Origin of the sequence: Mycobacterium triplex (assembly GCF_000689255.1) — a bacterium.
In the GTDB taxonomy this organism is placed as follows: Bacteria; Actinomycetota; Actinomycetes; order Mycobacteriales; family Mycobacteriaceae; genus Mycobacterium; species Mycobacterium triplex.
This window is the reverse complement of the sequence record NZ_HG964446.1, coordinates 5,009,694-5,035,297: the sequence shown is the minus strand read 5'-3', so window position 1 is coordinate 5,035,297 and position 25,604 is coordinate 5,009,694. Positions and strand designations below refer to the sequence as shown.

The 25,604-nt window shown below is 63.7% G+C and carries 23 protein-coding genes; 18 read left to right on the top strand and 5 right to left on the bottom strand.

The window, feature by feature from the left end; all coding sequences use genetic code 11:
* The first annotated feature begins 77 nt into the window (after positions 1 to 77).
* The 3 genes from BN973_RS23230 to BN973_RS23220 all read left to right on the top strand — a co-directional run bounded on the left by BN973_RS23230 (position 78) and on the right by BN973_RS23220 (position 5,688).
* Entirely contained in the window at positions 78 to 968 is an 891-nt protein-coding gene (locus BN973_RS23230) for a hypothetical protein (RefSeq protein WP_036471053.1), read from the top strand.
* Positions 969 to 979: 11 nt separating this feature from the next.
* Positions 980 to 2,611 carry a PEP-utilizing enzyme gene (locus tag BN973_RS23225; RefSeq protein WP_232232135.1) on the top strand — a complete coding sequence of 544 codons (1,632 nt, stop codon included), beginning with the start codon at positions 980 to 982 and terminating at the stop codon, positions 2,609 to 2,611.
* Between the two features lie 206 nt (positions 2,612 to 2,817).
* Positions 2,818 to 5,688, top strand: coding sequence for an MMPL/RND family transporter (locus BN973_RS23220; protein WP_036471052.1), 2,871 nt, complete (start codon positions 2,818 to 2,820; stop codon positions 5,686 to 5,688).
* Between the two features lie 67 nt (positions 5,689 to 5,755).
* On the opposite strand, the gene BN973_RS30085 is transcribed toward BN973_RS23220, so the two are convergent.
* On the bottom strand, positions 5,756 to 6,304 hold the full coding sequence (locus BN973_RS30085; protein WP_051641445.1) for a TetR/AcrR family transcriptional regulator: 549 nt from the start codon (positions 6,302 to 6,304) through the stop codon (positions 5,756 to 5,758).
* 168 nt (positions 6,305 to 6,472) lie between these two features.
* On the opposite strand from BN973_RS30085, the gene BN973_RS23210 reads away from it, so the two are divergent.
* From BN973_RS23210 to BN973_RS23185, 6 genes are read left to right on the top strand one after another with little or no spacing between them, the layout of a single operon-like run.
* Entirely contained in the window at positions 6,473 to 7,576 is a 1,104-nt protein-coding gene (locus tag BN973_RS23210; RefSeq protein WP_036471051.1) for a TIGR03857 family LLM class F420-dependent oxidoreductase, read from the top strand.
* Positions 7,573 to 8,817 (top strand): cytochrome P450, encoded by a 1,245-nt coding sequence (locus BN973_RS23205; RefSeq protein ID WP_036471050.1) that lies wholly within the window; start codon positions 7,573 to 7,575, stop codon positions 8,815 to 8,817. Before BN973_RS23210 ends, BN973_RS23205 begins: the two co-directional genes overlap by 4 nt.
* Positions 8,814 to 9,788 carry a hypothetical protein gene (locus BN973_RS23200; RefSeq protein ID WP_139830309.1) on the top strand — a complete coding sequence of 325 codons (975 nt, stop codon included), beginning with the start codon at positions 8,814 to 8,816 and terminating at the stop codon, positions 9,786 to 9,788. Before BN973_RS23205 ends, BN973_RS23200 begins: the two co-directional genes overlap by 4 nt.
* A 7-nt stretch (positions 9,789 to 9,795) precedes the next feature.
* Positions 9,796 to 11,403 (top strand): PEP-utilizing enzyme, encoded by a 1,608-nt coding sequence (locus tag BN973_RS23195; RefSeq protein WP_051641444.1) that lies wholly within the window; start codon positions 9,796 to 9,798, stop codon positions 11,401 to 11,403.
* A gap of 25 nt (positions 11,404 to 11,428) precedes the next feature.
* Positions 11,429 to 12,223 (top strand): hypothetical protein, encoded by a 795-nt coding sequence (locus tag BN973_RS30080; RefSeq protein WP_051641443.1) that lies wholly within the window; start codon positions 11,429 to 11,431, stop codon positions 12,221 to 12,223.
* Positions 12,220 to 12,939, top strand: coding sequence for a hypothetical protein (locus tag BN973_RS23185; protein WP_139830310.1), 720 nt, complete (start codon positions 12,220 to 12,222; stop codon positions 12,937 to 12,939). Before BN973_RS30080 ends, BN973_RS23185 begins: the two co-directional genes overlap by 4 nt.
* Positions 12,940 to 13,011: 72 nt before the next feature.
* Here BN973_RS23185 and BN973_RS23180 read toward each other — a convergent pair whose 3' ends face one another.
* Complete coding sequence (locus tag BN973_RS23180) at positions 13,012 to 13,650, bottom strand: TetR/AcrR family transcriptional regulator (protein ID WP_036471048.1); 639 nt, start codon at positions 13,648 to 13,650, stop codon at positions 13,012 to 13,014.
* Positions 13,651 to 13,869: 219 nt separating this feature from the next.
* Here BN973_RS23180 and BN973_RS23175 point away from each other — a divergent pair, with 219 nt between their 5' ends.
* The 5 genes from BN973_RS23175 (at position 13,870) to BN973_RS23155 (ending at position 17,649) form a co-directional block, all read left to right on the top strand.
* A complete protein-coding gene (locus BN973_RS23175) occupies positions 13,870 to 14,904 on the top strand; it encodes a hypothetical protein (RefSeq protein WP_407067597.1) in 1,035 nt (344 codons plus the stop codon).
* Positions 14,905 to 15,006: 102 nt separating this feature from the next.
* Positions 15,007 to 15,735, top strand: a complete 729-nt coding sequence (locus BN973_RS23170; protein WP_036471046.1) for a hypothetical protein — start codon at positions 15,007 to 15,009, stop codon at positions 15,733 to 15,735.
* Positions 15,732 to 16,331, top strand: coding sequence for a cytochrome c oxidase subunit 3 (locus BN973_RS23165; protein ID WP_051641441.1), 600 nt, complete (start codon positions 15,732 to 15,734; stop codon positions 16,329 to 16,331). The genes BN973_RS23170 and BN973_RS23165 overlap by 4 nt, the downstream gene beginning before the upstream one ends.
* A gap of 4 nt (positions 16,332 to 16,335) precedes the next feature.
* Positions 16,336 to 16,614: a cytochrome C oxidase subunit IV family protein gene (locus tag BN973_RS23160; protein WP_036471045.1), complete on the top strand. Its 279-nt coding sequence runs from the start codon at positions 16,336 to 16,338 to the stop codon at positions 16,612 to 16,614.
* A 48-nt stretch (positions 16,615 to 16,662) separates the two neighbouring features.
* Positions 16,663 to 17,649: a DUF7065 domain-containing protein gene (locus BN973_RS23155; protein ID WP_085200762.1), complete on the top strand. Its 987-nt coding sequence runs from the start codon at positions 16,663 to 16,665 to the stop codon at positions 17,647 to 17,649.
* Here the strand turns inward: BN973_RS23155 and BN973_RS23150 are convergent.
* The gene (locus BN973_RS23150; RefSeq protein WP_051641440.1) at positions 17,643 to 18,233 is read right to left on the bottom strand and encodes a TetR/AcrR family transcriptional regulator; all 591 of its coding nucleotides are present in this window, start codon (positions 18,231 to 18,233) and stop codon (positions 17,643 to 17,645) included. The genes BN973_RS23155 and BN973_RS23150 overlap by 7 nt on opposite strands.
* Positions 18,234 to 18,346: 113 nt before the next feature.
* On the opposite strand from BN973_RS23150, the gene BN973_RS23145 reads away from it, so the two are divergent.
* Positions 18,347 to 19,501: an LLM class flavin-dependent oxidoreductase gene (locus BN973_RS23145; RefSeq protein ID WP_036471043.1), complete on the top strand. Its 1,155-nt coding sequence runs from the start codon at positions 18,347 to 18,349 to the stop codon at positions 19,499 to 19,501.
* 151 nt (positions 19,502 to 19,652) lie between these two features.
* Complete coding sequence (locus tag BN973_RS23140; protein ID WP_036471042.1) at positions 19,653 to 21,320, top strand: PEP-utilizing enzyme; 1,668 nt, start codon at positions 19,653 to 19,655, stop codon at positions 21,318 to 21,320.
* A gap of 5 nt (positions 21,321 to 21,325) precedes the next feature.
* On the opposite strand, the gene BN973_RS30075 is transcribed toward BN973_RS23140, so the two are convergent.
* Positions 21,326 to 21,931 (bottom strand): acyl-CoA-like ligand-binding transcription factor, encoded by a 606-nt coding sequence (locus tag BN973_RS30075; RefSeq protein WP_169718242.1) that lies wholly within the window; start codon positions 21,929 to 21,931, stop codon positions 21,326 to 21,328.
* Between the two features lie 62 nt (positions 21,932 to 21,993).
* On the opposite strand from BN973_RS30075, the gene BN973_RS23130 reads away from it, so the two are divergent.
* Positions 21,994 to 23,319 carry a DUF1214 domain-containing protein gene (locus BN973_RS23130; protein WP_036471041.1) on the top strand — a complete coding sequence of 442 codons (1,326 nt, stop codon included), beginning with the start codon at positions 21,994 to 21,996 and terminating at the stop codon, positions 23,317 to 23,319.
* Between the two features lie 32 nt (positions 23,320 to 23,351).
* Positions 23,352 to 24,632, top strand: coding sequence for a sulfotransferase family protein (locus BN973_RS23125; protein ID WP_036471040.1), 1,281 nt, complete (start codon positions 23,352 to 23,354; stop codon positions 24,630 to 24,632).
* Positions 24,633 to 24,703: 71 nt separating this feature from the next.
* Here the strand turns inward: BN973_RS23125 and BN973_RS23120 are convergent, their stop codons facing one another.
* The gene (locus tag BN973_RS23120) at positions 24,704 to 25,570 is read right to left on the bottom strand and encodes an LLM class F420-dependent oxidoreductase (RefSeq protein WP_051641438.1); all 867 of its coding nucleotides are present in this window, start codon (positions 25,568 to 25,570) and stop codon (positions 24,704 to 24,706) included.
* Positions 25,571 to 25,604 lie beyond the last annotated feature (34 nt).

The window sequence follows — 25,604 nt, the reverse complement described above, 5'->3', positions numbered from 1 at the left end:
AACGGCAGTAAGAAAATGTATTGATCGGCCAGGTCGCGCCCCGGCGAGACCTTGTGACGAATAGGGGTAATGAGGCGATGACCGTCACTGATTTCGCCAGCGCGTGGGGACCATTGGCCGAGCCCATCCACTCCGATGCCGCGGGGCCGGCGGACCCGGTCTGGAAAGACAACGCCTACCTGTCATTCTGGGACACCGCCAATGAAGTGTTCGGTAGCTTCCACGTTTCGACGTCGCCAAATGGCACAGGTGCGCGGCGCGCTCGGTGCAGTGTCTCCGTCCGGGGCAAGGTGTTGGAGATCATCGAGGAACTGTCACCGGGCAGCTTCGCCAGCGCGTCGATCGATTTCGGGCTCAACGGCGTGATCACGGTGCGGCACCCACGGTTACGGGCCGAGTTGGTCAACACTCCGCTGTTCGTCGCGGCCGATTACGCGGTCGGCGGTGTAGTCCCCGAGCTGGTTCCGGGCAAGCCGCTGCAACATTTCCAGCAGGCCTGTGAGTTGACCGGCACGCTGGTACTTGACGAGGCCGAGTCGACCGTGCAGGCGTACGGCATGCGGGACCGCACCTGGGGCTTCCGCGACGAATCCGCCCAATGGATCGAATACGCGGGTCTGGTGGCAGTCCTCGGCGACACCTTCATCACCGTGATGAAGTTTCTCGGTGCCGACGGCACATTGCGGTCCGACGGATTTCTGATCGATGCAACCCGATCGCGCACGATCGCCGATATCACCTTTGGACGCAACGCCGCGGGGCAGTTTCGGCTGGCCCGCCTGCGCGATGTCGAGGGCGATACCCGACTGGTCACGTTCTCCTCGAGGCTGGCCGGATTTTTCGTGCCGATGGGCACGGACTCCGAGGGGCCGTCATTTGGGACATATGACGACTTCATGACGCTCGACAGCGAAAATGCGACCGGTGCAGGGTTTTTCGAGCAGGGCATCCTGCATCGAGTCTTCTGACCGCGTCGCCGGTGAGTAACCGACGGGTGGTTGCGCAGCAACTAGACAATCCCGAGATCGATCCCGCGCTGACCTGGACCACGGGCAACATCGCCGAGGCCCTCCCCGGTGTGTTCACCACTTTCGGCTACACCTTCATCGAAGAGCCGATGGAGATGGCATTCCGAAAGATGCTTTTCCGCCTCGGGGTGTACAGCGCCGGCCAGGTATACATGCCCGACCGCGCAGAGGATATGTCCTTCACCTTGTTTGACGGCCGAGGCGCGGCGAATATCAACAAATTTCGCGACCTAGCGAGGTTGATGCCGGGAACTTCGGCCTCCGCGGTTGAACAGCAACTGTTCGGTTACGTGCGGCCCGACACCGTCGACAACAATTCCCGCGGTCGCTACGCGGCGATCCTGGCCAAGGCGCCGCTGTTGGTTGCCACCATGCCCCGCAGCCACAACCGAATGGTCGCCGCACTGCGCTCGTGGCGACTCGATGCGCTAGCCCGCGTCGACGGGCTTGACCGAGCCGGATGTCTGGCGTTGCTCGCGGATGCGCGGCTGCGGTTCGAGAAGATCATGATTCTCCATTTTGTGGTGTCGTTGGTGAGCTCCGGGCTGGCCGAGCGGGTATCGGCGATATTGGGCAGGCTCGGTCTGGCCGAACTGGAAACCGCGGTGCTGTCCGGCGTCGGCACCGTCGAAAATCAGGTTGCCGCCGACCTATGGGCGCTGGCGCACGACCGGATTACGTTGCGCGGCTTCACTGATCGACATGGGTATCACGGACGCGATGAGGGACAGCTGGCCGGCGTGTCATGGCGTGAGGACCCGTCGCCGGTCTTGGCGCGGCTGGAGGATTACCGATCGATCGACGCTAGCGATCCCCGGGCACCGCACCGGCGCAGTGCCCAACAGCTAGCGACCCGCGAGCAAGCAAAGGCGCGGGTACGGGCGGCCGCGCCCGCGCTGCAGCGGCCCCTGTTGGACACGACGATCTGCGCCGCTGCGCGCTTTCTGGCGCTGCGTGAGCAGGGTAAGGCCGGCTATCTGATGACCTTCGACGTGGCGCGGGCCTGCACCCGACGACTGGGTGCGGACCTGGTCGCGAAGGGGTCCTTGGCACAAATCGATGACGTCTTCCACCTCAGCTATGAGGCTCTTTTCAGCACCGGCCGAAGCGACGAACTGTGCGAGATCGCGGTTCGGCGTGAGCAATTCGAAGCTCGGCAGTCGCGGCGGCTGCCCCAGGCTTGGGTGGGTCGGCCTCAGACGATTTCTGTGCACGACCTTCCTTGCGGCGGGGACGCGACTTCCCTGACGGGCGTCGCCGCGAGCCCCGGAGTAGTGACCGGCCGAGCGCGGGTGGTCCACGACCCGGCAACCACCGAATTGGATGAAGGCGACATCCTTGTCTGTGAGACCACCGATCCCAGCTGGGTCGCCTTATTCCTGGTCGCCGGGGCCGTGGTCACCGATTACGGGGGCTTACTCAGTCATGGCCCGATTGTGGCCCGTGAACTGGGCATCCCCTGCGTGTGCGGCACCGAAGTCGGAAGCCGGCGCATCCGCGACGGCCAGCTGATCCGCGTGGATGGCGACGCTGGGACAGTGGAAATCGTCGAGCCGGCCGTGCCGGCCCCGAAGAAGATCTGAGTTTGCTAGGGGCTTGGCGCAGCTCTAGACCGTGCGGGTGAACCTGTGGTAAAAACCAGCCACCGTGTTTTTAACCGTGCTTAAATCCGTTGGTCCGCCCCCACAGCTCAAGGCGATGTCGCGACAGCCCGGGGTACTGGGCAGTGACCGGGATCAGGGGACATCGATGGTGCCAAAGCTCGGACCGGCGGCCAGGTGACGCCGGTATGACCAACATGGATGCCCGGCGGCCTATGCTGCCGCGCCTGATCCGTTGGTGCGCGGTGCCGATCATCATCGGGTGGATCGCGCTGACCGTGATCGTGAACATGATCGCGCCGCAGCTGGAAGTGGTCGGGGAGCGGCACGCGGCACCGATGGCGCCGATGGATGCGCCGTCGATGAAAGCGATGATGCGCTTGGGCCACAACTTCCGGGAATTCGATTCCAACAGTACGGTCACGATCGTCCTGGAAGGCCAACAGGAACTGGGCGAGGCGGCGCATCGGTATTACGACAGCATCATCCATCGGCTCCGCCAAGATCCGCGGCACGTGCAGCATATTCAGGACTTCTGGAGTGATCGGCTAACGGCGGCGGGAGTACAAAGCGCCGATGCCAAGGGCGCTTACGTGATATTGAATCTGGCCGGTGAGCAAGGCACGACGTTGGCAAACGAATCCGTGGAAGCGGTCCGCGAAGTCGTGGCTTCCACGCCGTCGCCACCGGGGGTGAAGGCTTACGTCACCGGCTCGACGGCGCACAGCTATGACGAGTACATGATCGGTAACGCAAGCATGAACAAAATCACCGCGTTCACCCTTGCCGCGATCGCGATCATGTTGTTCCTGGTCTATCGCTCGATCGGAACCACACTGATTCAGCTCTTCATGACCCTGATCGAGTTGGCGGTCTCTCGGGGTGTCATCGCGGTAATGGGCAACTATGGGTTCATCGAGCTCGCGGTCTTCGCCACCGCACTTCTGACGATGTTGGCCATCGCTGCCGGAACCGACTACGGGATATTCCTGATCGGACGCTATCGCGAGGCGCGCGCGGCAGGCGAGGGTCGAGAGACCGCTTATTACACCACCTTTCACGGCGTTAGTCCCGTGGTGCTGGGTTCCGGTCTGACGATTGCCGGGGCGGCATATTGCCTTACCTTTACCCGGCTGCCGTGGTTCACCACGATGGGGATTCCGGTCGCGATCGGCATGCTCGTCGTCGTCGCCGCCGCGCTGACCCTGGGCCCGGCGGTTCTCGTCGTGGCCGGCCGATTCGGTCTGCTGGAACCCAAGAAGGTGCGTCAGGGTCGACTGTGGCGACGGGTCGGCACAGGCGTGGTGCGCTGGCCCGGGCCGATCCTGGTCGCCAGTACGGTGGCCGTTCTGATCGGCATGATCGCACTGCCCGGATATAAGACGCTGTACAGCGAGCGCTACTACCTGCCGGACAGCGCGCCGGGCAATCTCGGGTACGCGGCCGCACAGCGGCACTTTTCGGAGGGCCGGCTGAATCCCGATCTGCTGATGGTCGAGGCCGACCATGACATGCGCAACCCCGCCGACATGCTGGTGCTGGACAGGGTGGCCAAGAATGTCCTTCGCGTGCCGGGCATTGTGATGGTGCAAGACATCACCCGCCCGCTGGGTATCCCGATTGAGCACAGCTCGATACCGTTTCTCAACAGCATGCAAAGCCAGACGACCATGCAGAACATGTCGTTCTTGAAAGAACGAATGGCCGACATCCTGAAGATGGCCGACGAGCAGCAGGTCGCGATCGACTACATGCAGCGTTTGTATGACATCACCAAGCGGCTGGCCGGCACGACGCACGATACCGCGCGTGACACCGAGGATACGACGGCTATCACCGATGAATTGCGGGATCACATAGCGGATTTCGAAGATACGTGGCGACCGATCCGCAACTACCTGCATTGGGAGAAGCACTGCTTCGACATCCCGATCTGCTGGTCCACCCGATCGATATTCGAGGGCTTGGACGGGGTTGATCAGCTCACTGAGAAGCTGCATGAGCTGGCAAAGGACATCAAGCGCACCGACGCGCTCACTCACGAAACGGCCGAGCTGTTGCCGCCGATGCTGGCTAGCATGAAAACCACGCGGGAGCTTACCCTGGCGGCGCACAGCACCTTTCAAGCGATGCTCAACCAGATGGAGGCGATGAGCAACACGGGCATCGTGATGGGGCAAAGCTTTGACGCCGCGAAAAACGACGATTTCTTCTATCTGCCCCCCGAGGCCTTTGACAACGCGGAATTCCGGCGGGGCCTGAGGATGTTCCTGTCGCCCGACGGCAAGTCCGCCCGATTCTTCATCAACCATGCGGGCGATCCGGCTACCCCGGAAGGTATTTCGCGGGTCGACGCGGAGCGGACCGCAGCTCAGGAGGGCCTCAAGCAGTCCTCGTTGGCCAACGCAAAGGTGTATCTCGGTGGTACGGCCGCCACCTACAAGGACATGTACGACGGCAACATCTACGACCTGATGATCACGTCGGTGGCCTCGCTGACCCTGATCTTCATGATCATGCTCGTACTGACGCGAAGCCTGGTGGCCGCGATGGTCATCGTCGGAACCGCGGCCAGCTCGATCGCGGCGTCGATTGGTCTGTCTGTGCTCATTTGGCAAGATCTGTTCGGCATCAGGCTGCATTTCTCGGTGATGCTCTTCTCGGTCATCGTTCTGTTAGCCGTCGGCTCCGATTACAACCTGCTGTTGGTCCACCGAATCAGGCATGAGATCCACGCCGGGCTCAAGACGGGAACCATCCGGGCGATGGCCGGCACGGGTTCGGTGGTTACCTCGGCCGGCCTGGTGTTCGCGTTCACGATGGCGGCGATGCTCGGCAGCGACGATCGCATCGTTGCCCAAATGGGTGCCACCATCGCTTTGGGTCTGCTGCTGGACACGCTGATCGTGCGTACCTTGCTGATGCCTTCGCTCGCCACCTTGCTGGGCCGCTGGTTCTGGTGGCCGCAAGTTGTCCATCCGCGCGGCACCGACAACGTGCGGCGTCCGGCCCCGGTGACGGATCACGTGCCCGCGCTGCAGCTGTCGGCGCGGCGATGAATCGGTCGAACTCGCATATCTGTAAGGTGTGCAAGCGCTTTCCTGCGAGCGTGGGTCTGTTCTGAGTTCAACCCGGTCGAGATTTACCCGACCGCAGGCGCGCGCTGACGTCCTCGCGCAGCGAACGCATCATCATTTCCAGGCCCATATCGAAAGAGGCCGGAGGGTCAGTGCGGCCGGGCTGTTCGGGCCGCATCCGGTCCAGCAGGGTGTATCCGAGGATGTAGCTGGTCAGCGAGCGCAACACGTCCGCGCTGTGGGCACGCGAGAGGCCGGCCTTTCGCAGCGTTGTGATGAGCGCCTGCCGGAAGTCGTCGAGCCGCACCGTGTCGGCCTCGGCGATGATCAGCTCGACCACGCCGGGGTGCCGCGTCAAAGTGTCGTGGAAATCATGCATGGCAGCATCAATTTGTTTGTCCCAGGCCAGGTTTGGATCGAGATCGCTGGCAAGTGGCGCCAATGCGTGGCCCACCATCGCCGCGAGCAGATCGGCCTTGTCGTCGAAGTAGTGGTAGGGGGTCATCGCGCTGATCCCCATCCGCGCGGCGAGCTTGCGCAGGTTCAAGGCCGACAGTCCCTCGCTGTCTACCAGGTCGAGAGCGGCCTCGATCACCATCTCGCGACTAAGCGTTGGCTTCGGGCCACGACGGCGACGCGCGTCTGAGGTCATCGACTTTCCCTTTACAAGTGTAAGAAATGATTCTACGGTACAGACCTGAGTCAGGATCGCAGTCTCCGCTGCCGCGGGTGCAGCGTGGTTCGCTATCGGGTTGTCGAGGTGGATATGGCCAAGAGCGACAGTGTGCCGGGCGAAGTCGTCGACGACCTGAGCGCCTACGTGATTTCGGGTGCGGTGGGCGCGGTGCAGGGCGACGTCGACTACGAGTCCGATGTACGGACGCCCGCGCAGGGAATCCAGGACGCCGTCGAGGCCGAGCGGCTGGGGTTTCGGGCGGTTTTCCTGTCGGAACGGTGGGATATCAAGCAGGCCGATGTCATCTTGTCGGGCGCCGCGGCGCTGACGTCGCGCATCGAGGTGGGCACCGGGATGGTGTGCCCGCCGACGCGTCAGCCCTGGTTGATGGCGGCGTTCGCGGCAACGATGCAGGCGTGCTACGGCCCGCGCTTCACGCTGGGACTGGGCCGCGGCACCGATGCCATCTGGAACGACATGGGCCTGAAGATGCCGACATACTGCGAGATGGCCGACTACGTCGACATTCTGCGCAGGTTGTGGCGCGGCGAGACCGTCGACTACGACGGCCCCGTCGGGCGGTTCCCGGCGTTGGCGTTCTCCGAGATCGTGCCCGGGCCGCCCCCGCCGGTGTGGTTCGGCACGTTCGCTCGAGCCAAAGGTGCTGAACTACTGGCATCGTCGTTCGATGGTGTGCTGCTGCCGCCGGTGCTGACCCCGCAGGCCACGGCTAATGCCGTCAACCGCATCAAGGTGGCATGCGAACGAATCGGCAGGGATACCAGGGAGATTCGAATCTGTCAGGCGGTCATCACCGCGCCAGGACTCGACGACACCGAGACACGCTCGTTGGCGCACGGCCGTGCGGTGGGCTATCTGCAATACCCCGGCTACGGCGAGACGCTGGTCGAAGAGAACGGTTGGGACCCGGAAGTGATTCACAAGCTGCGCGCGCACCGGCAGCTGGCCGCCAACGAGAAGGTGGCCGACCGGTTGTTCCATCGCCACCAGCTGCTCGAGCCCGCGAAGCTCATACCCGATCAGTACATGATCGATACCTGCGCGATCGGTTCGGTGGACGAGTGTGTCACGTCGCTACAGCGGTTCCGGGACGCCGGTGCCGACGAGATCGCCACCTACGGAAGCACACCCGCGCAAAACGCCAAGCTGATCGAGGCCTGGAGGAACCGATGACCACACAAGGCGACCAATATGTGTTCAATCCGCTGGATCCCGAACTCGCCGTCGACCCGTTCCCGATCTTGGCTCGATTGCGCGCGATCGACCCGGTGTTCCACGCTGAGGCGCTCGGCTCATTCATTGTCACCGCGCACGACCCAGCCTGGGAAGTGTTGGCGCGCAGGGACGGTGATCTGCGCTGGGAGCAGTTCCAGCGGATGCGTCACGGCGACGGTGTGGTCAACGAACCCTATTTCACCATCATGGCCGACAGCGTCTTGATGAAGGCGGGGGAGGACCATACCCGGGTGCGCAGGACATTCCAGCGCAATTTCCGCCCGGGTCTGGTCGACAGCCTGAGACCGGCGATCATCGATCGTGCCCACGAACTGATCGATGCCTTCGTCGACCCGAGCGGTGGGCCAGGGCAGGTCGAGCTGATGGCCGCCTACGGCTCTCCCCTCCCGCTGTCGGCGATCAGCCAGCTGCTGCACGTCCCGCATGAGGACGAGGCAAGAATCCACGAGTGGATGCACGGATTCAAACTCGGCATCCAGATGCTGCCGCTGGATGCCAAGCAGTTGAAAGTCGCCAACGACTCAATGATCGCGCTGGACAACTACTTTCGTGGACTAGTCGCCAAGCGCCGGGCCGAACCCGAAGACGATTTGGTCAACAGCATGATTTCCGACACCGATGACGGCACGCTGACCGAGGACGAATTGATCGCCAACCTGTGGAGCATCTATGTCGGCGGTCACGACACCAGCGCACTGTCCATCTGCAACGCGATGGCGACACTGTTGCGCCACCCGGACCAGCTGGCCGCACTCCAATCGGATATGTCGTTGCTGCCCAACGCGGTTCAGGAGATCCTGCGTCACATTGGCACCGTGCATGGGACGCACCGGCTGCTGACCGAGGATATCGAACTCGGCGGTCACCACATCCCGGCCGATACGCCCATCATGGTGTACCTGTCGGCGGCCAACCACGACGAAAGCTGGTGCCCGCACGCCGAGTCGTTCGATGTCAAGCGGGATGTCCCGTCGGATCACCTGGCCTTCGGGCACGGCCCGCACAAGTGTCCGGGACAACACATGGCGCGCGCGGTGATCGGCATCGGCGTCGAGGCGCTACTCACCCGATTGCGCGGGCTGCGCATCGAGAAACTCGAATGGGAACGCGACGCGCTGCTATTCCGTGGCCCCGAGCAGCTGGTGCTGGCGTGGGATTCGAGCGAGGCGCGCGCATGAGCGCCTCGCTAACAGTGCCGCAAGGCCTCGAGCCGGAGCGAGAGTTCCCCGCGCAGAGCTACCCCGACAACATCCCGCTGTGGACCGAGAACTATTGCTTCGTCGCCTACGACCCGGCCAGCCAGGTGGGGTTGTGGACGCATCTCGGCCGTGCACCGTTCGATTCGACACTGTGGCGCGAGCTTTCGATCGTCTACCTGCCCAGCGGCGAGCGACTGGTCAACAAGGGATACGGTCGCAGCGAGACATCCCGTGGACCTGGTGGCGCGACCATGGCTTTCGAATGCGTCGAGCCGTTTCGGCGGTGGCGGATGAGCCGCGACGGCGCCTCGATCCGGACCACGGTGGACCGGCTGTATCACGGCATGGTTGCCGATCAGCGGCACGAACGGGTGGGATTCGACCTGACGTTGGACTGCTACGGCGGGGTCTGGGACTGGGGTGAGGTGGAGGATGCCCACAAATGGGGCAAACTGCACTACGAGCAGCTGGTCGGTGCCAAGGGCACGATCACCGTTGGCGGGCAGTGCATTCCGTTCGACGGTCAGGGTCTGCGTGACCACACCAGCGGTGCAAGGGATTTCACGATCTTCTCCAGCCATATCTGGTCCTGGGCGAACTTTCCCAGCGGTCGCGGTTTCATCCTGCTTCACTTGGTGGTCGACGGCCAGTATCTGACTCGTGCCGTTATCCAAAACAACGGCACGATCAACGCGGTCGACCTGCACAACTCTCCGGTGCTCAGCGACCGCTCCCAGCATGCCGATCCCTATGTGCTCGAGCTCGGCGAGCATCGGATCGCCGCGGAAATTCTGCACCCGTTCCCCAACGGATTCGACGGTCCCAACGATATCTGCATCGGCTACGACCCGGCTGTCACCGCGACCGCGAACTTCGAGAATCTCTCGCGGTTCGAGTGGGACGGTGAGATCGGCTACGGCCACACCGAGCGATCACTCAGGCTGAGGTGAGGCACGCGTGACAGATGCCTGGGATCCGCTGCACCAGCCGGGGCGCGACGAAACTCATTGGTCCACCGTGAATGTCGGCGAGGCATTGCCGGGCGTCGCAACGCCGCTGGGCTGGACGATCTGGTCGGACATCGGTGACCGGATGTGCCGGGACCTCTCCTATGCGATCGGCGTATTCGACGCCGCCGAGCGCAAGCAGCCGCCCCCTGGGCCCGACCGGATCATCACGACATTCTTCGGCCGGATTGCGATGCGGTCGGAGTGGCTCGCCGTCGTCGGAGACCGGATGCCCGGCACCACAGGCGAAGTCGCGATCGCCGGTATGCTCGGCGAGGCCCCGCCGAGCATGACCTTTGCCCCGACGATGCGGCGTTATCCCGTCATCGCCCATCGGCTGCCCCACGCCGCACTGGCGATGCCGCGCACGGTCCGGCGGTTGGCGCCGCAGATCGATGCCTGGTGGCGCACCGAGATCCCGAGACTGGCCGGCTGCGACCTGGCCGGAGCCGTCGCCATCTTCGACGGCGCGACACGCCGATTCTCCGAGACGATGACCGCGCACGGCATCGCGCTATTCGCGGCGATCACGCCGCTGATCAATGCGCTGACCACATTGGTGAAGCGGACCGGCGTCGGCGACGTGGGAGTCCTGTCCGGGACCGGCGGCGCGGAAATGGCGATGATTGACGACATTTGGAAAGCATCGCGCGGCGCGTTGACCCTTGAACAGGTGATCGCCAATCATGGATTCCACGGGCCGCTGGAGGGCGAGATCTCCAGCCGAGTGTGGCGTGAGGACCCCTCACCGCTGGCGGCGGTGATCGAACGCTACGCCGCGACCGACGAGAGTGCCGGCCCACTGGCTCGAGAGCGTGCATCCCGGGAACGCTTACCGGCAATGCAGGCCGACCTGCTGGCGGCGCTACCGGCGCCCGCGCGCCCCGCGGTTCGGCTGTTGCTCAACCACGCGGCGCGGACCATCCCACTGCGCGGGGTAGGCAAGGCATCGTTTCTTCAGGCACTCGACGTCGCGCGAGCCGCCGCACGTCGCGTCGGCGAACACCTCGCGATGACCGGTGTCCTGGCCGATGCCGGCGACGTGTTCTACCTCACCGTCGATGAAATCGTCGAAGGCCTACCCTTTGACGAGGGTGTCATGCGAGACCTCGTCGGCCGCCGTCGCGAGCGGCGGGCCGAATATCAGCGTCTGGAGCTGCCGTCGTGGTGGCGCGGCACCCCAGAACCGACGGCAATTCCGGAGACGGACAACAGTTCCGACGACGACATCCTGCTCACCGGGATAGCGGCCGGAAGCGGTGTGGTCGAAGGTCCCGTCAGGGTGGTGCACGATCCGGCGGTGATCGAGGTTGAGCCCGGCGAGATCCTCGTCGCGCCGACCACCGATCCCAGCTGGGCATCCATCATGTTCGTGTCATCGGCCCTGGTCGTCGATATCGGCAGCGTGCTCAGCCACGCCGCGGTCGTGGCCCGCGAGCTTGGGCTGCCCTGTGTCGTCAACACCCGCAACGGAACTCGCGTGCTGCGCGATGGCGACCTGGTACGGGTCGACGGCGTCGCCGGTACCGTGCAGCTGATCAAGCGGGCGCCGAGATAACCCACCTCAACGGAGAGGTCACCGAATGAACACAACGGCCCAGCGGCTCTGCGCCTGGAGCGGGTTCGCCTGCATTGCAATCTTTCTCGTCGGGTTCTGGGTGATCGCGGGATTCATCCCGCCGCCGGCCCCCAAACTCAGCGGCGAGCAGCTCGGGCAGCTGTTCACCGACAACGCCGTGCGGATCCGAATCGGCATGATCGTCTCACTATTCGCTTCGGCGTTGCTCGCATCCTGGAGCGCGGCAATCACCGTCCTCATGTTGAGAATGCGCGGCCGCGTGGGCGCGCTCGCCTACACCAATTTGGCCGTCGGGGCCCTGTTCGTGCTGGAGTTCATCTTCTCGCTGATCATCTGGCAGTCGATGACCTACCGCGTGCGGGACCCCGAGGTCCTGCTCGCGATGAACGACACCGCATGGTTCCTGTTCGTCTGCATCACTTCGACGCCAATGCTGCAAACCGTCGCGATCGGCACCGCGATCTTCCTCGACACCCGCGAGGGACGGCCCAGCCCAGTATTTCCCCGTTGGGCCGGCTATCTGAATTACTGGGTGGCGGTGCTGTTCACGCCCGGAACGATCGCCGTCTTCTTCAAGGATGGGCCGTTCGCGTGGAACGGCTTGTTCACCTGGTATCTGCCGTTGACGGTGTTCGCGATCTGGATGATCACCATGTCGGTGCTCATGCTGAAAGCCATCGCTGCGCAGGGCGCCGATCCACCATCATCGTCGGTTGGACGAGATCTCGCCGAAGAGGTGCGTCAGCTGCGCGCAGAGATCACCCGTCTGGCCAAGGAGCGCAACGGAGTAGCGCTGTGACGTATCGCAACCAAGTGGTGTGTGCTTGGTGCGGCCCGGTGATGACGCTGTTGTTCTTCCTCGGCCTGCTGCCGATCGGTCACTTCATCTGGCCGCCGGCGCCGTCGCTGAGCGCGCCGGAGATCGCCGCGTGGTTCGCCCACGACACAGTGGCCAAGCGACTCGGGTTGTTTATCGCGATGCTCGGAACAGGTTTGCTCGCACCGTTTTACGCGGTGATCTCCGCGCAGATGCGCCGCATTGAGGGCGCGCCGCGGACCCTGGTCTACGCACAGCTCGCCGCGGCGGCCTGCACCGTGCTCGAGATCATCCTGCCGCTGATGCTCTGGCAGGGTGTGGCCTATCGGCCGGAGCGCGATCCCGTTGTGACCCAGGCGTTCAACGATGTCGCGTGGCTGACGTTCATCGGCACCACGACCACTGTGCTGATTCAAAACGCGATCATCGGTGCGATCGTGCTCCAGGATCGCAACCCGATGCCGGTATTCCCGCGCTGGTACGCCTACCTCAACTTCTTCGCCGTTCTCGGCGTCTTTCCCGCTGGACTCGTGGTGTTCTTCAAAGAGGGACCGTTGGCGTGGAATGGGATCGTCGTCTGGGGCATCGGCGTGGCGATCTTCTTCATCTGGATCTGCGTCACGGCGTATTTGGTGATCGCCGAGGCACGCCGGGATTGTCGGCAGTCCTCGGTTCCGGAGGCGGCGCTCACCGCTTAGGGCACGTCGTCGCCGAGATGCTTGAGCCTGTCGGGACAATCTCGGTGAGGAAGCCCAAACATGCACCGGCGTTCAGCTTGGCGCGTACAGGGTGCCTCGCCACATGGTGACCAGCACGTCGACGGCAGCCTCCTCGTCGGCGAGGTTCGGTTCAACGCCCAGTCCGGCGATGTGGAGAACCCGTTCGGTGGCCCAGAACAGGGTCGCGGCGAGCGTTCTGCTGGGAACCTCCGACGTGATGAAGCCCGCGGCGCGTTCGCGGTCAATCTCGACAGCGCCGGCGGCGATGAAGCGCTCGGTGATCGCCAGCCACAATTCGCGCAATTCCGGTTCGGAGTGCCAATGGTGATTGGCCGCCTGTAACACCGAACGGTGGCGATGCCAGGCGTGCGTGACGGCTCGAATGCTGCGCTGCAGGGCGACGGTCGGGGAGTCTTCGGGGGAGCGGGCCAAAAACGGCTGCACGGTCTCGAAGATGTCGTTCATTGCCTGCTCGAGCAGGCCACTGAGCACCGAGAACTTCGAGGCGAAATAAAAATAGAACGTAGCTCTCGAGACCTGCGCTTCGGTGAGAATCTGGGCGACGCTGATGTCGTTGAAAGATTGCCGAGTCAGCAGGCGTGCGGTGGCCGCCAAGATGCTTTCCGCAGCGGATTTGTCGGTGTCCGCCACTCGTCGTCGACCGACCGCTCGTCGCGTCGATCCGGTCATCGCCGAAACCTTACCGGCGATCTACCCATCTGATCGTGTCCCACAAGAAGAATGTAAGCGTTTTTGATCGCAGGTATACACGTTGTCTGAACACCGTGTTAGTGTGAGCTGGTACACAGCTGCCGAGGGGGGTTTGCCGGTCGCTACTGGCGGGGGAAACGCACTTCAGCAGCGGTGCAAGACATTGCTAGCCAGAAAGGTCCGAATTCGATGAGTTTGATGCTGAGTAGTAGTAGCTGGTGGCCGCTGGTGGGTGAGGAGGGCTGGCCGCCGAACATCAAGCCGAGCCCCGGCGATTTCATCGCCAGCGCCCCGGCTCAGATCACCTTCTTTTTCGTGGCCGGCGCCGCCGCCGTCATCTTCGCGCTGCCATGGGCGATCAGGGCGGCGGTGCAGAGCAAGAACTACATCCCGGTGCTGGTCCTGTTCAGCGGTCTGCTGTGCAGCCAGTGTGAGCCCATGCTCGATATGCTGGGCCACTTGCACTGGGCCAAGAACCTGGTGCCGGCCTTCACGAACTTCGGCATCACCGTGCCCGCGCTGATCCCGCTGTGCTACGTGGCGTTCCTCGGCCTCGAGTCCTACTTCTGCTACTTCGTCATCCGCAACGGCGCACATGCCAAGCACTTCGTCATGCTGCTGGGACTGGGCATCTTCACCGATGCGCTGATGGAGACGATCGGCATCAACCTGCGGACCTACGAGTACTACGGCGTGCAGCCGTACTCGTTCCTGCACTTCCCGTACTGGTGGGGCTTCATCAACGGCGGCTCGTTCGTCACCATCGGCGCGATGCTGGCCTTCGCGGTGCCGCGCCTGAAGGGGGCGCACAAGCTGTGGCTGCTACTGGTTGCGCCGACCGGCATGATGATGAACTACTTCGGGATCGGCTGGATCCACCTGCTCGCGCACAACTCGACGCTGCCGGTCGCGGCGCGCTGGGTGGCCACCACCATCATGATGGCGATGATGGTCGGCTGGATGTTGGTCCTGCACAAGCTCGTCGGGCGGCCTGAGTCGCTGCCGGCGCCGAACTGGACGCTGTGGCGGATCTTCGCCTACGGAAAGCTGACGCCGAAGCGCTCGACGCGGATGGCGATGTGGCAGAAGATGTGTGAGGAAGGCGGCGTCAAATCCGGCGACGGAATCGCCACCAACCCCGAAGATCCGACTCAGGCCTTGATGGTCGGCCCGACCGTTGTCTTCGCCGACGGGCCAAGCGCTAAATCTCGCCGCCACAAAGCCTCGGTTTAAGCCGTTGCAGCCGTGGGCCGTTCGGATCACCTGGACGGCCCACGATGCACGGGTTAGTGGGGGATCGTTCAATTGAGCCTCCGGAGCTAGGGGAATTCTGTTATGACACAAGGTATTCAGAAGACGATGGCGCTGAGCGGCGTGCTGTTTGTGCTGCTGTTGTTCCCGGCCATGCTCATGATCGGCCTGCTGCCGCCGATCTCCCCGATGCGCGATGCCAGTGCGGTAGCCCAATTCTGGTCGACGAATACCGGCCTGAAACGGCTCGGGCTTGTCCTGATGCTGGCCGCTTGCGGTCTACAGGCGCCGTTCGGTGCGCTGATCGCGATCCGGATCAGGCAGATGGGGGGCGGACGGTATTCCGCGCTTGCCTACACCGAACTGATCGGGGCCGGCCTGTCGGTGGTCGCCATCCTGATGCCGCTCTTCGCATTCGCCGCGGCGTCCTACCGTCCTGAGCGCGATCCACAGATCACTCAGGCGCTCAACGACCTCGGATGGCTCCCGTTCATCATGAACTGGCCGCCCGCCGTGATCCAGGCGTTGGCCATCGGTTTCGCGATCCTCGGTGCCAAACATGAGGTTTGGCCCCGCTGGTTGGGCTACTTCAACATGTGGTGTGGGTTCATTTTCCTGGCCGGCGGTTTGGCGGTGCTGTTCAAGAACGGTGTGTTCGCGTGGAATGGCCTGCTGGCGTTCTGGCTGGCGGCGGTGGTATTCGGAAGCTGGTTCCTGGTCATGGCGTGGCAGCTGTGGGTGAGCGCCGCGGGCGATACCGTCGATTCTGCGGTACCTGAGGAAGCGCCGCTGCGGAGCCAATTGCAGCGATGATCTTGCTGCGACAATCGCGCGCGGAAGCTGCCGCGGATTCACCCCGGAAAATACCTGGCGAAGAAGGGATTTGGGTCTTCGTCCTCGGCGACATGACGGTGTTCGCGTTGTTCTTCGCGACGTTCATGTACTCCCGAGCCAAGAACCCTGCGTTGTTCGCGCGCGACCACGGCTCGTTGCATGTCGCGCTGGGTACCTTCAATACCGTTCTGCTGCTGTCGAGTTCGTTGTTGGTGGTGCTCGGGGTCCAGCGGGTCCTCGGCGGACGGCGAGACGGCGTGTGGCGGCTGTTCGCGGGCGCGTTGGGTTGCGGAGCCGGGTTTATCGGCGTGAAGGCCATCGAATGGACCCAACTGTTCGCCGCGCACAAGGGTGTGGGAAGCGGCGAGTACTTCTCCTACTACTTCATGTTCACCGGCATTCACCTGCTGCACGTGATCATCGGCATCGCCGTCCTGAGCCGGCTGATCGTTGTCGTCCGGCAGCCGGAGTTCTCCGCCAAGCAGGCCCGGCTGTGCGAGACCGGCGGAATCTTCTGGCACATGGTCGACCTGCTGTGGGTGGTCCTGTTCGCATTGTTCTATCTGGTGAGGTGACCCAATGACCTCCAAGACCGCTGCGCGTCGGGTGACCCTGGTGTGGGTGTTGTTGCTGGCGTTGACCTTCGGGTCGTTTCTGGTCGGCATTGAACAGGGTGCGGGATTCGCGTCGGTCGGCGCCGTGATCATCGTGGGTATCGCGCTGTTCAAGGTGCGGCTGATCGGCCTCCACTTCATGGATGTGCGCGTCGCCCCCCGCGCGCTGCGGGCGTTGTTCGAGGGTTACGTGTTGGTGGTCTTCGTGGTCCTGGTGGCACTCGACATCGTCGTCAAGCCGTAACGGCCGACACGCTACCGCCGCCGCAACGAGCGAGAAAGGATGAGTGTGATGGGCGAGATCACGCATGCGATTCGAATCGAGGCCGCCGACGAGCATTTCCATCCCCGCAGCGACCATCCGCATTGGAACGAGAGCAGCTGGTTCGGTGTGGTTCTGCCGGAGCGGCGGACCACGATCTACGTGTACTTCTTCCACCGGCCGAACATGAATTTGTCCGCCGGGGGAGTGAAGGTCTGGGATGCCTCCGGCAGCAGCGAGTACAACTGCCTTGGCTACGACTACAACCGCCATCTCGCGCTGCCCACGGGCGCGGACATGTTCGACTTCACGCTCGACAACGGACTGTCGGTGAAGATGCTGGAACCGTTCGGCCACTTCCGCATTCGCCATCGTGGCGCGCTGGACCTCGACCTCGAATGGCGCAGACTCACCGATCCGTATGCGTTCGGTCAGAACCAAGGCCTCGACGGCTGGACGACGGAGTCGGACGGCTTCACCAACGGCCACTATCAGCAATACGGGCGGATGACGGGCACGGTGACCGTCGGCGGCCAGACGATCGTGGTTGACCATCCGGCGATCCGCGACCGGTCCTGGGGTCCGCGCGACGCGACCGCCGCGCGACGGATGGAGCTGATGTGGTGTTGCGCCTCGGAGCGGAACTACTTCTCGGTTCTTTCGGTGAGCGCGCGCCAACCCGCCGAGGACCGGGTCCTCGGAGTCGATGACTCCGTCGCCTTCGGCTACTACTGCCGGGAAGGGGAGAGCGGACTTGTCACCGGCGGAACCTGCCGCGTCGTGGAACGCGGACCCGACCTCAGTGCCCGGCGCTCGGAGTTGCACGCCGTCGACGACCGGGGCCGCGCGCTCGACGCCAGTGGGACCCACCTGAACACGCTGGTCTGGTCGGTCTACGACCGCACCTACCAGCTGTGCGCGGGCATGGAGTGGACGTTCGACGGCATCACTGCGGGCGGCGAGAACTGGTCTTGCATGCCGACCGAGCAAGCTCGCTCACTGCTGCGGGCTCAGTGATCGCCCAGCGATCTCAGCAGAAAGGTCTCGAGAAGCATTCGTTCGTAGGGAGGATCGGGAGTAGGACGCAGAATGACCGACGTCAGCACGGTCTGCATCCACTCGTAGAGATCGTCGTCGGTGACGTCCCCACGGATCAGCCCGGCACGTCGCGCCTCACGCAGCCACGGCCGCCAGTCGGTGAGTCCCCGTTGCCGCACTGACGGTTGCCACAGTGCCTCGTGCAGGGTCAATGGCGATCCTTCGCCGAGCAACACGCCGAGTTCGGGGTCGTCGCGGATGGACTGTACGACCGCCGCGGTGCGGGCTACGAACGCCTCGACGAGCGTCATCTTGGACCAGTCATGCGCGAGGATGTCATCGGCGAGTTCGGCGATGCGCGCGGCGATCGCCGCCTCGATGAGTTCACGCCGTCCCGAGAAGTACTTGTAGACCGTCTGCCGCGATGTCTGTGCCGCACGGGCGATGTCCTCCATGGTGCTGGCGCGCAATCCGTCACGCAGGAAACGCCGGCGGGCCGCATCCAGAACCTGACCGCGGGCGACATCGCGCGCGGTGGGCGGTGACATCTTGGGGCTCGCCATAGCAGCAGGGTAACTGTTGACATCACCGAAAGTATGCAAGTACGTTTTCTGAGATACGTACTTACAAAGAGCTATTTTTGTAACTTCGGACGATGTCGCAGGCGGGAGCAGTCATGAGCGAGATACGAGCCGGGATCGGTATCTGGGCGTCCCGGCATCTTGACCCCAAGGTTGCGGGGCCGTACGCGGCGGCATTGCAGGCCACCGGGCAGATCGACTACGCCGTGATCTGGGATCAACTGACGAGCTGGTGGCCGAATAAGTTGTTCACGCCCGACAACACGCCGCTGGCCGCGGAGTTCCCCGATATCGATTCCCTGCAGGATCCGTTCGCCACGATGGCGTTTGCGCTCAGCGCCGTCGACCAGTTGGGCTTCGCAATCTGCACCGACGCGCTAAGGCGCGATGCGCCCGAATTGGCGCAAACCATGCTGACTTTGGCCTCGTCGACCGCGGGCTCCGCATTGCTGTCCCTGGGTGCCGGCGAAATGCGCAACATCGGTCCGTTCGGCCGCAAGCGCTCCCTGGGTCTCAAGCGGCTCAACGAGACCCTGCAGGTGTTGCGGCTGTTGTGGACCGCGCGCGAGCCCGTGGATTTCGACGGCGAGATCTTCAAGCTCAAGGACGCGTTTATTGGCAACGCCGGCAAGGATCGTCGGCCCGAGGTCATCGCGATGGGTGGCGGGCCGCGTTTGACGGAGATGGCGTTGAAGCACGCCGACGGCTTCGGCACCGGGGCACCTTTTGTCTACGCCGACCCGGTGCGCTATCGGGACTTGGTGCGAGGGCACCGGCAGACTCTGAAGGACTTGGGTCGCGCCGACGACACCTTCCATTTCGCACTGCACCACATCGCCTTCATCACCAAGGGCAAGGACGATTTCGAACAATACGTGGACAACCCATTGGTGAAGTGGTACGCGGCAACCGGCGGACGGATCAACCAACGCGACTGGGAGCCCGAGGGAATCGAACCGGTGATGCCGCTCGACTGGCACTATGCCTTCCACATGAAGCCCAACTCGATGACGTTCGACGAGCTGAAGGCGGTCACCGACCGGGTGACGCCCGAGATGGTGCGCAAGACGTTCTTCTACGGCACGCCAGACGATATCGCAAAGGAGATAAGGCCTTTCGTCGAAGCCGGCTCGACGATCAATTTGATCGCCGACTTTGGGCCCATTTTGGTCCCGGTTGAGCCCGAGGCCACCATCGAGGCCTCGGCGGAGATCTGCCGACTGATCAAGCAGGGCGGACCCAAGGATTAGGCGAGTGCTCGCTGCCTCGTGTCTGCGGGGTCGAGGCGGCCGGCGCTTGGCTGAATTTAATCGCGATTACAATCGATCGCGTGTGGCTGTCCGGTTATATCGTCGTCATGGTCAGCGCCTTGGCCGCTGATTCCTCGATCGCGGAGCGGTAGTGGTGCCGCGCCAGTCACAGCCCGCCACCGACCTCACGGCCGACGACTTGGCGGCCAGTCCGGTCCATTGTCCCGGGGCCAAGTTGCGCTGGACCACAGCCAATGTCGATGAGGGCCTGCCGGGCACGGTCACCCCGCTGACGTGGTCCATGTACTTCCCGCCGACCGAGGCCACGATGCGCGGTTGCTGGGTGGATCTGGGTGTGCTGCCGAATTCGGAGCGACCCATTCCCGAGGACGTCGATGCACGCTTTCTCTCTGTTGCGTACGGTCACGCCATTGCCAACCTCGACCTGATGGGCCGGATGGCCGCACGGGTGCCGGGTGGCTCGGCCGCGCTGATGGAGGCTCAGCTCTTCGGGTCGGTGCAGGGTGGCGGTGACCCTGAGCCCAAGGGCCTGCGCAAGATGCGCCGTTATCCCTTTGTCATCGCGAAGTTTCCGGTCGCGCTGCGCCGCGCGATGCGCGACCTTGAGCCGTGCGCCGAAGAGATCGCACGGTGGTGGCAGGCGACGGTCTTCGAACCCGAACGGCTGACCGGCGATTCGGCGGTGCACGTGTTGGTTGAGGCGCGTCGCCGGTTCGAGGCGATTCTGGTCATCCACATGGTGCTGTCCATGGCATGCCAGGGCGTGATGGGTCGCGTCGAGACGATGGCGATCAAGGCCGGGCTCGAGGGCTTACAGCACGAGCTCATCAAGAGCGACGAGGGAACCGACGAGTTCGATCTGGTCCGCGACCTATGGCGGTTGTCGGCGGAGTCGATTACCGTCGAGGATTTTCTGCGCCGCCACGGATATCACGGGCCGCGCGAGGGATTGGTGGAATCGACGGTATGGCGCGAGGATTCGGGCCCGGTTGTCGAGCTGGCCGCCACTTACCGTTCGCGCCAGGCGGCCGAGGATGTGGATCAGCTGGTGCGGCGGCGGCGCCGCGAACACGCGGCGGCCGTCCGGCGTTTGGAACAGGCTCTCGGGCCCATCCGGTCGATTCCGGCTCGGGCTGTCGTCCGATTCGCCGCGCATGCGCCGACGTGGCGCGAGACCGGCCGCGCCACCATGCTGCGGACGGTGGACGTCGCTCGGGCGGCGTCACGCATTATCGGCCGCGACCTGGCCGACGCAAGAGTGCTCGACGATCCCGCAGACGTGCGGTTCCTGACAATCGACGAAATCGCCCGCAATGACCGCGGCAGCTGGCCCGAGATCATCGGGGTGCGCCGGTCCCAGCACGCGCTATTCGACCGCATGGTGCTTCCGCATGTCTGGCGGGGCGTGCCCGATATCGAGATCGCCGCGCCGACCGCCGACACCGTGCCGGAAACGAGCGCGCGCGACACGGTGGAGGGCCTGGGGGTGAGTGCAGGCATCGCCGAGGGAATCGTGCGAGTCGTCCGTGATCTCGACGACGCGGATATCGACGAGGGAACCGTATTAGTTTGCCGGGCAACCGATCCCAGCTGGGCTTCGTTGTTCCCGCTCGCCGAGGCCGTGGTTACCGACGTGGGTAGCGCGATGAGTCACGCGGCCATCGTGTGCCGGGAGTTGGGGCTGCCCTGCGTGGCGGGCACCCGCAACGGGACCACCACGCTGCGTGACGGCATGCGGGTGCGGGTGGACGGCACCTCCGGCCGCGTCGAGATCCTCAAGGACGCCCCGACTTCGTAACGCCGCTAGCCGATATCTTCCAGGCCTGCACCCAGGGCGGTCAGCGCTTCCCGAAGATGGTCGCCGAGCTTGCGTTGCGCCCGAGCCCGGTGAGTGCTGACGGTGACTCGGTAGGCCCCGACCGCGGCCACCGCCATCAACTTGGCGACATCGTCCTCGTCGGCCGATGTGCCCCGGTGCCGGCATAGCGCTTCCACGACAACGTCTTCGGTCTGCGCGACGTACTGCAGGTAACGCGCCCGCAGAGCCGGCTCGTGCAACCAGAGCTCCATTCTTTGAATCGCAGTGTGCGCATCCGAGGCATCGAATCTCCCGATGAACTCGATCAGTGTTTCGCTGACCGCCGACCACTCGGCAACCCCGGCGGCGAGCCTGGCGTCGAGAACGTCTCCAAGGCCGGCGATCACGTCGGGCAGATCGTGAAACATGACGTCCTCTTTGGAACCGAAGTACCGATAGAACGTGCGCGTGGCGCAGCCGGCCGACCCGGCGATCGCCTCGACCGTCGTCGCCTCGAAGCCGTCGCGGACGAAAAGCTTGAGCGCGATGGCCACGATCTCCGCACGCGCATCCTCCCTGCGTCGTTCCATCAGGCGTACGGGCCGAGTCATGGCAGTCATACTACAACTGTCGCATATTGACTTTGTGTCATTCGCTGCCTAAGTTGCAATTCATGCGCGTGAACGCGAACGACTGTTTCTCCGATTCGGCGTTCTTCCTGTCGGCGATCAACCCAACCGCCACCGCCGACCAGCGAGAACTGGAAGCGTTGGCGCTGGAAGTGGTGAAGTCGCCAACGATCGTTAACGCAAAGGAGCAGGCCACCACGCGCTTCAAGATCATGGCCGGTTCGGAGATTCCCGCGGAAGCCCTGGAGGGGCTCGACGAAAAAATGGCGGAGTGGGCGTTTCACTACGTGATCCTTGCGCTGAACTCGGATTCCAACTACCCCAAGGTGCTAGGCCACGGATACGGCCCCCCGCACGAATGGTTCGGCATGAACGTGCCGGGCTGCCGCGGCCTGGGGACGGGGGAGAACCCGGACAATCACTACAGCTTCGTGCCCGTCGACGGGCATTCGCGATTTGCGTTGTACGGCAAGGTGTCCGACGCGCCGATCGCCGACTGCCCGATGTTCATCACCAGCAATCTGTCGCAGTCGATGAACGTGGCATGGCTGGACTGGCGCGACGTGGTGATCGCCGGCGACGGTACCTTCGTGATCACCATCGACCCCGAACCGGCCAACGGACGGCCCAACCACCTGCAAACCACGCTGGACGCCAAGTTCCTGTTCATCCGTGACGGGCGGCGCGATTGGGGACAGGTGCCCAACGCGTATCGGATCGAACGCCTGGATCCGCCCACCGCGGCGCCGCTCAGCGTCGAGCGGCTGACGGAGGTCGCCAAGCGGTTCATCATCGACGACGTCCCGACGAACTACTGGTTCAAACAGATGGTGGCCTTCTTGGAGCCCAATACGATCACCGAACCGGCCAACAGTTCCGAGGTGGGCGGCATGCAAACCCAGCAGCTGGTGCGCGGGCGGCTCAGCCTGGCCGACGACGAGGCCTTCGTGCTCACGCTGGATCCCGGCGGCTCGGATTACTGGGTGCTCACCCTCTACGACTGGTGGCTGATGAGCGGCAACTTCTGGAGTCGCACCAGCTGCCTCAACACCACCCAAAGTGTCGCCAACCCCGACGGCACCTACACCTACGTCTTTTCGATTCAGGACCCCGGCGTGCACAACTGGGTGGACACTCTGGGGTGGCACGAGACGCTGTTCCTGCAGCGTTGGCAGCTGCTGCCGCGGGCCGACGAGGGCGAGGGAGAACAACCGTGGGCCGGCGGAAATCCTTCGGCACGAGGCGAACTCGTGAAGCTCGCTGATCTGAAGGCCGCGTTGCCCGAGGGGACGAAGTGGATGTCGCCGAAGGAACGTGAACAGCAACTTGCCGACCGTCTGGCTTCGTTCCGCAAGCGTCACGTCGTCTGATCGACCAACGGCGATCGCGAAGGAGAGCAACGATGACGGAGATCGCGGCGACGGCGCAGCCCGACCACCGCGTGCAGTGGCAGCCGCCGCCGCGCCCGGACTGGGTGCGGGCCGTCAACGAGGAAGGCTCCTGCATGGACATCGGGGGCATCGTGCCCCTGGATGAGCGATCGCTGCTGGAAACGGCGATGCGCAACACCGGCCTCGATGACTTCGGCCCCGACGACTGGCGTGAACCGTTCCGCATTTACATCAAGGCGCTCGAGGACGAGGCCGCACTGAACCTCATGGGGCGGTTGCGGACTCGCTCGGACGTCTTGATCCTGCTCGAAGCCAAACTCCGTATCGAAGACACCTATAAGCGTCACCCCGAGATCGACGATGAGCAGATCATCGAGCCGATCATCATCGTCGGCCAGGGCCGCTCGGGAACCTCCCTGCTGCAGAACGTTCTGGCCGCGCATCCCGACAACGGCACCCTGATGCACTGGGAAATGATGTTCCCTTGCCCGCCACCGGAAGCGTCGACGTATCGCACCGATCCGCGGATCGAGAAGGCCAACAGGTTGGTCGACCAATGGAATCGGGTCACACCGACGATGCCCTCGATGCACGAGCTCGCCGGTGACATGCCGTTCGAAGACAGCGCAATGATGGCCATCAACTTCATGGCCCCGACCTGGCTGGATTGTTTCGGGCAGGTCCCGAGCTACGACGCCTACATCTTCGCGCAGGACACCGGGCCGGCGTTCCGCTGGCATCAGCGTGTGCTCAAGCTCTTGCAGTGGCATAACCCGCGCAAGCGCTGGGTGCTCAAAGACCCCATGCACCTGGATCGGATGCCGGACCTGCTCAAAATCTACCCGGACGCCAAATTTGTCTGGCCACATCGTGATCCAACTCGCGCTCTGGCGTCGTTGGTCAGCATCATCGGCACCATCCAGTGGAGCCGCAGCGACCACCCGTTCAACGGTGTGTCGCTGGAATACATGACAGACCCGAACATTTCGGCCGCCCGGTTCGCCGCGGTGATTGACCAGATCGAGACGGGCGTCATCCCGTCCAACCAGATCTACAACATGCTCTATCAGGATCTGGTCGGGGATGTGCTGGGCACGATCGAGGATATGTACCGCCACTTCGGTCTTGAACTGACCGACGAAGGACGAATGGCCATGGCCCGGTACATGATTGACAATCCGCGGGACAATCGTCCGCCGCACCGCTTCAACTTCGGTACGCCCGACGTGGTTGCTCGGGCACGTCAGGCCCTACAGAGTTACCAGGACTACTTCGGGATCCCGGTCGAGTGACCGGTTCGGGGGTTAGTCACTGAGCGCGTTGATCACCAACGCCGGCACGGGGTTGCGGTCCGGCGCGCCTGTCACTGCGGTGCTCCGAGACGTTCCATGGTTTGGTCTAGCGTCGCCTCGACGGCGTCGATATCGGTAAATAGGACACCGTCAATGATGCGGTCAACGCCGAGATCGGCAAACCTCGCGGCCATGCGGACGTCGCACGCGCCGTAGGGCGGGCTAATGCTGATCTCGATATCGTTTCGGCTGCGTTGGTGGCGGGCGAGCGCAGTGTCCAGTAGGCGGAGCTGCTCGCCGAGACTTTCGGGCGTCCAACCCATTCCGAACCAACCCTGCCCGTACGCCGCGACCCGGTTCAGGGCTGCCGCACCGTCGCCACCGATGTGAATTGCGGGATGCGGACTCTGCACCGGCTTGGGGTACATGCGCGCCCCCGACAGTGTGTAATTCTCGCCCGCGAAGTTGGACACCTCGTCAACCCACAGCGATCGGATGACCTGGAGGTAGTCGTCGGCGCGACTACCCCGGCCCGCCCAGGGGACGTCGAGCGCCTCGTACTCTTCGCGCAGCCAGCCCAGTCCGATGCCGAACTCGACTCGACCGCCACTGATAACATCGAGGTCCGCGACCTGCTTCGCGGTGTACACCGGATTACGTTGCGGCAGAATGCAAACACCCGTGCCCAACCGTAATGTGGTCGTGCGTGCCGCCATGAAGGTCAGCGCGATGAACGGATCGGCCATACCGATCGACGCGGGAATCGGCATCTGACCATCGGGCGTATAGGGATATCGGCTCTGGTGCTCGTCGAAGAGCACCACATGTTCGGAAACCCATAACGACTCGAATCCGCGCTGTTCGAGCGCCGGACCGAGGGCATCCACCAGTTCGGCAACGATCCCGAATCCGATCGGTGTGCAGATGCCAAACTTCATGAACGAGACCTTTCGTCGCCGTGTTGCCAGTGAC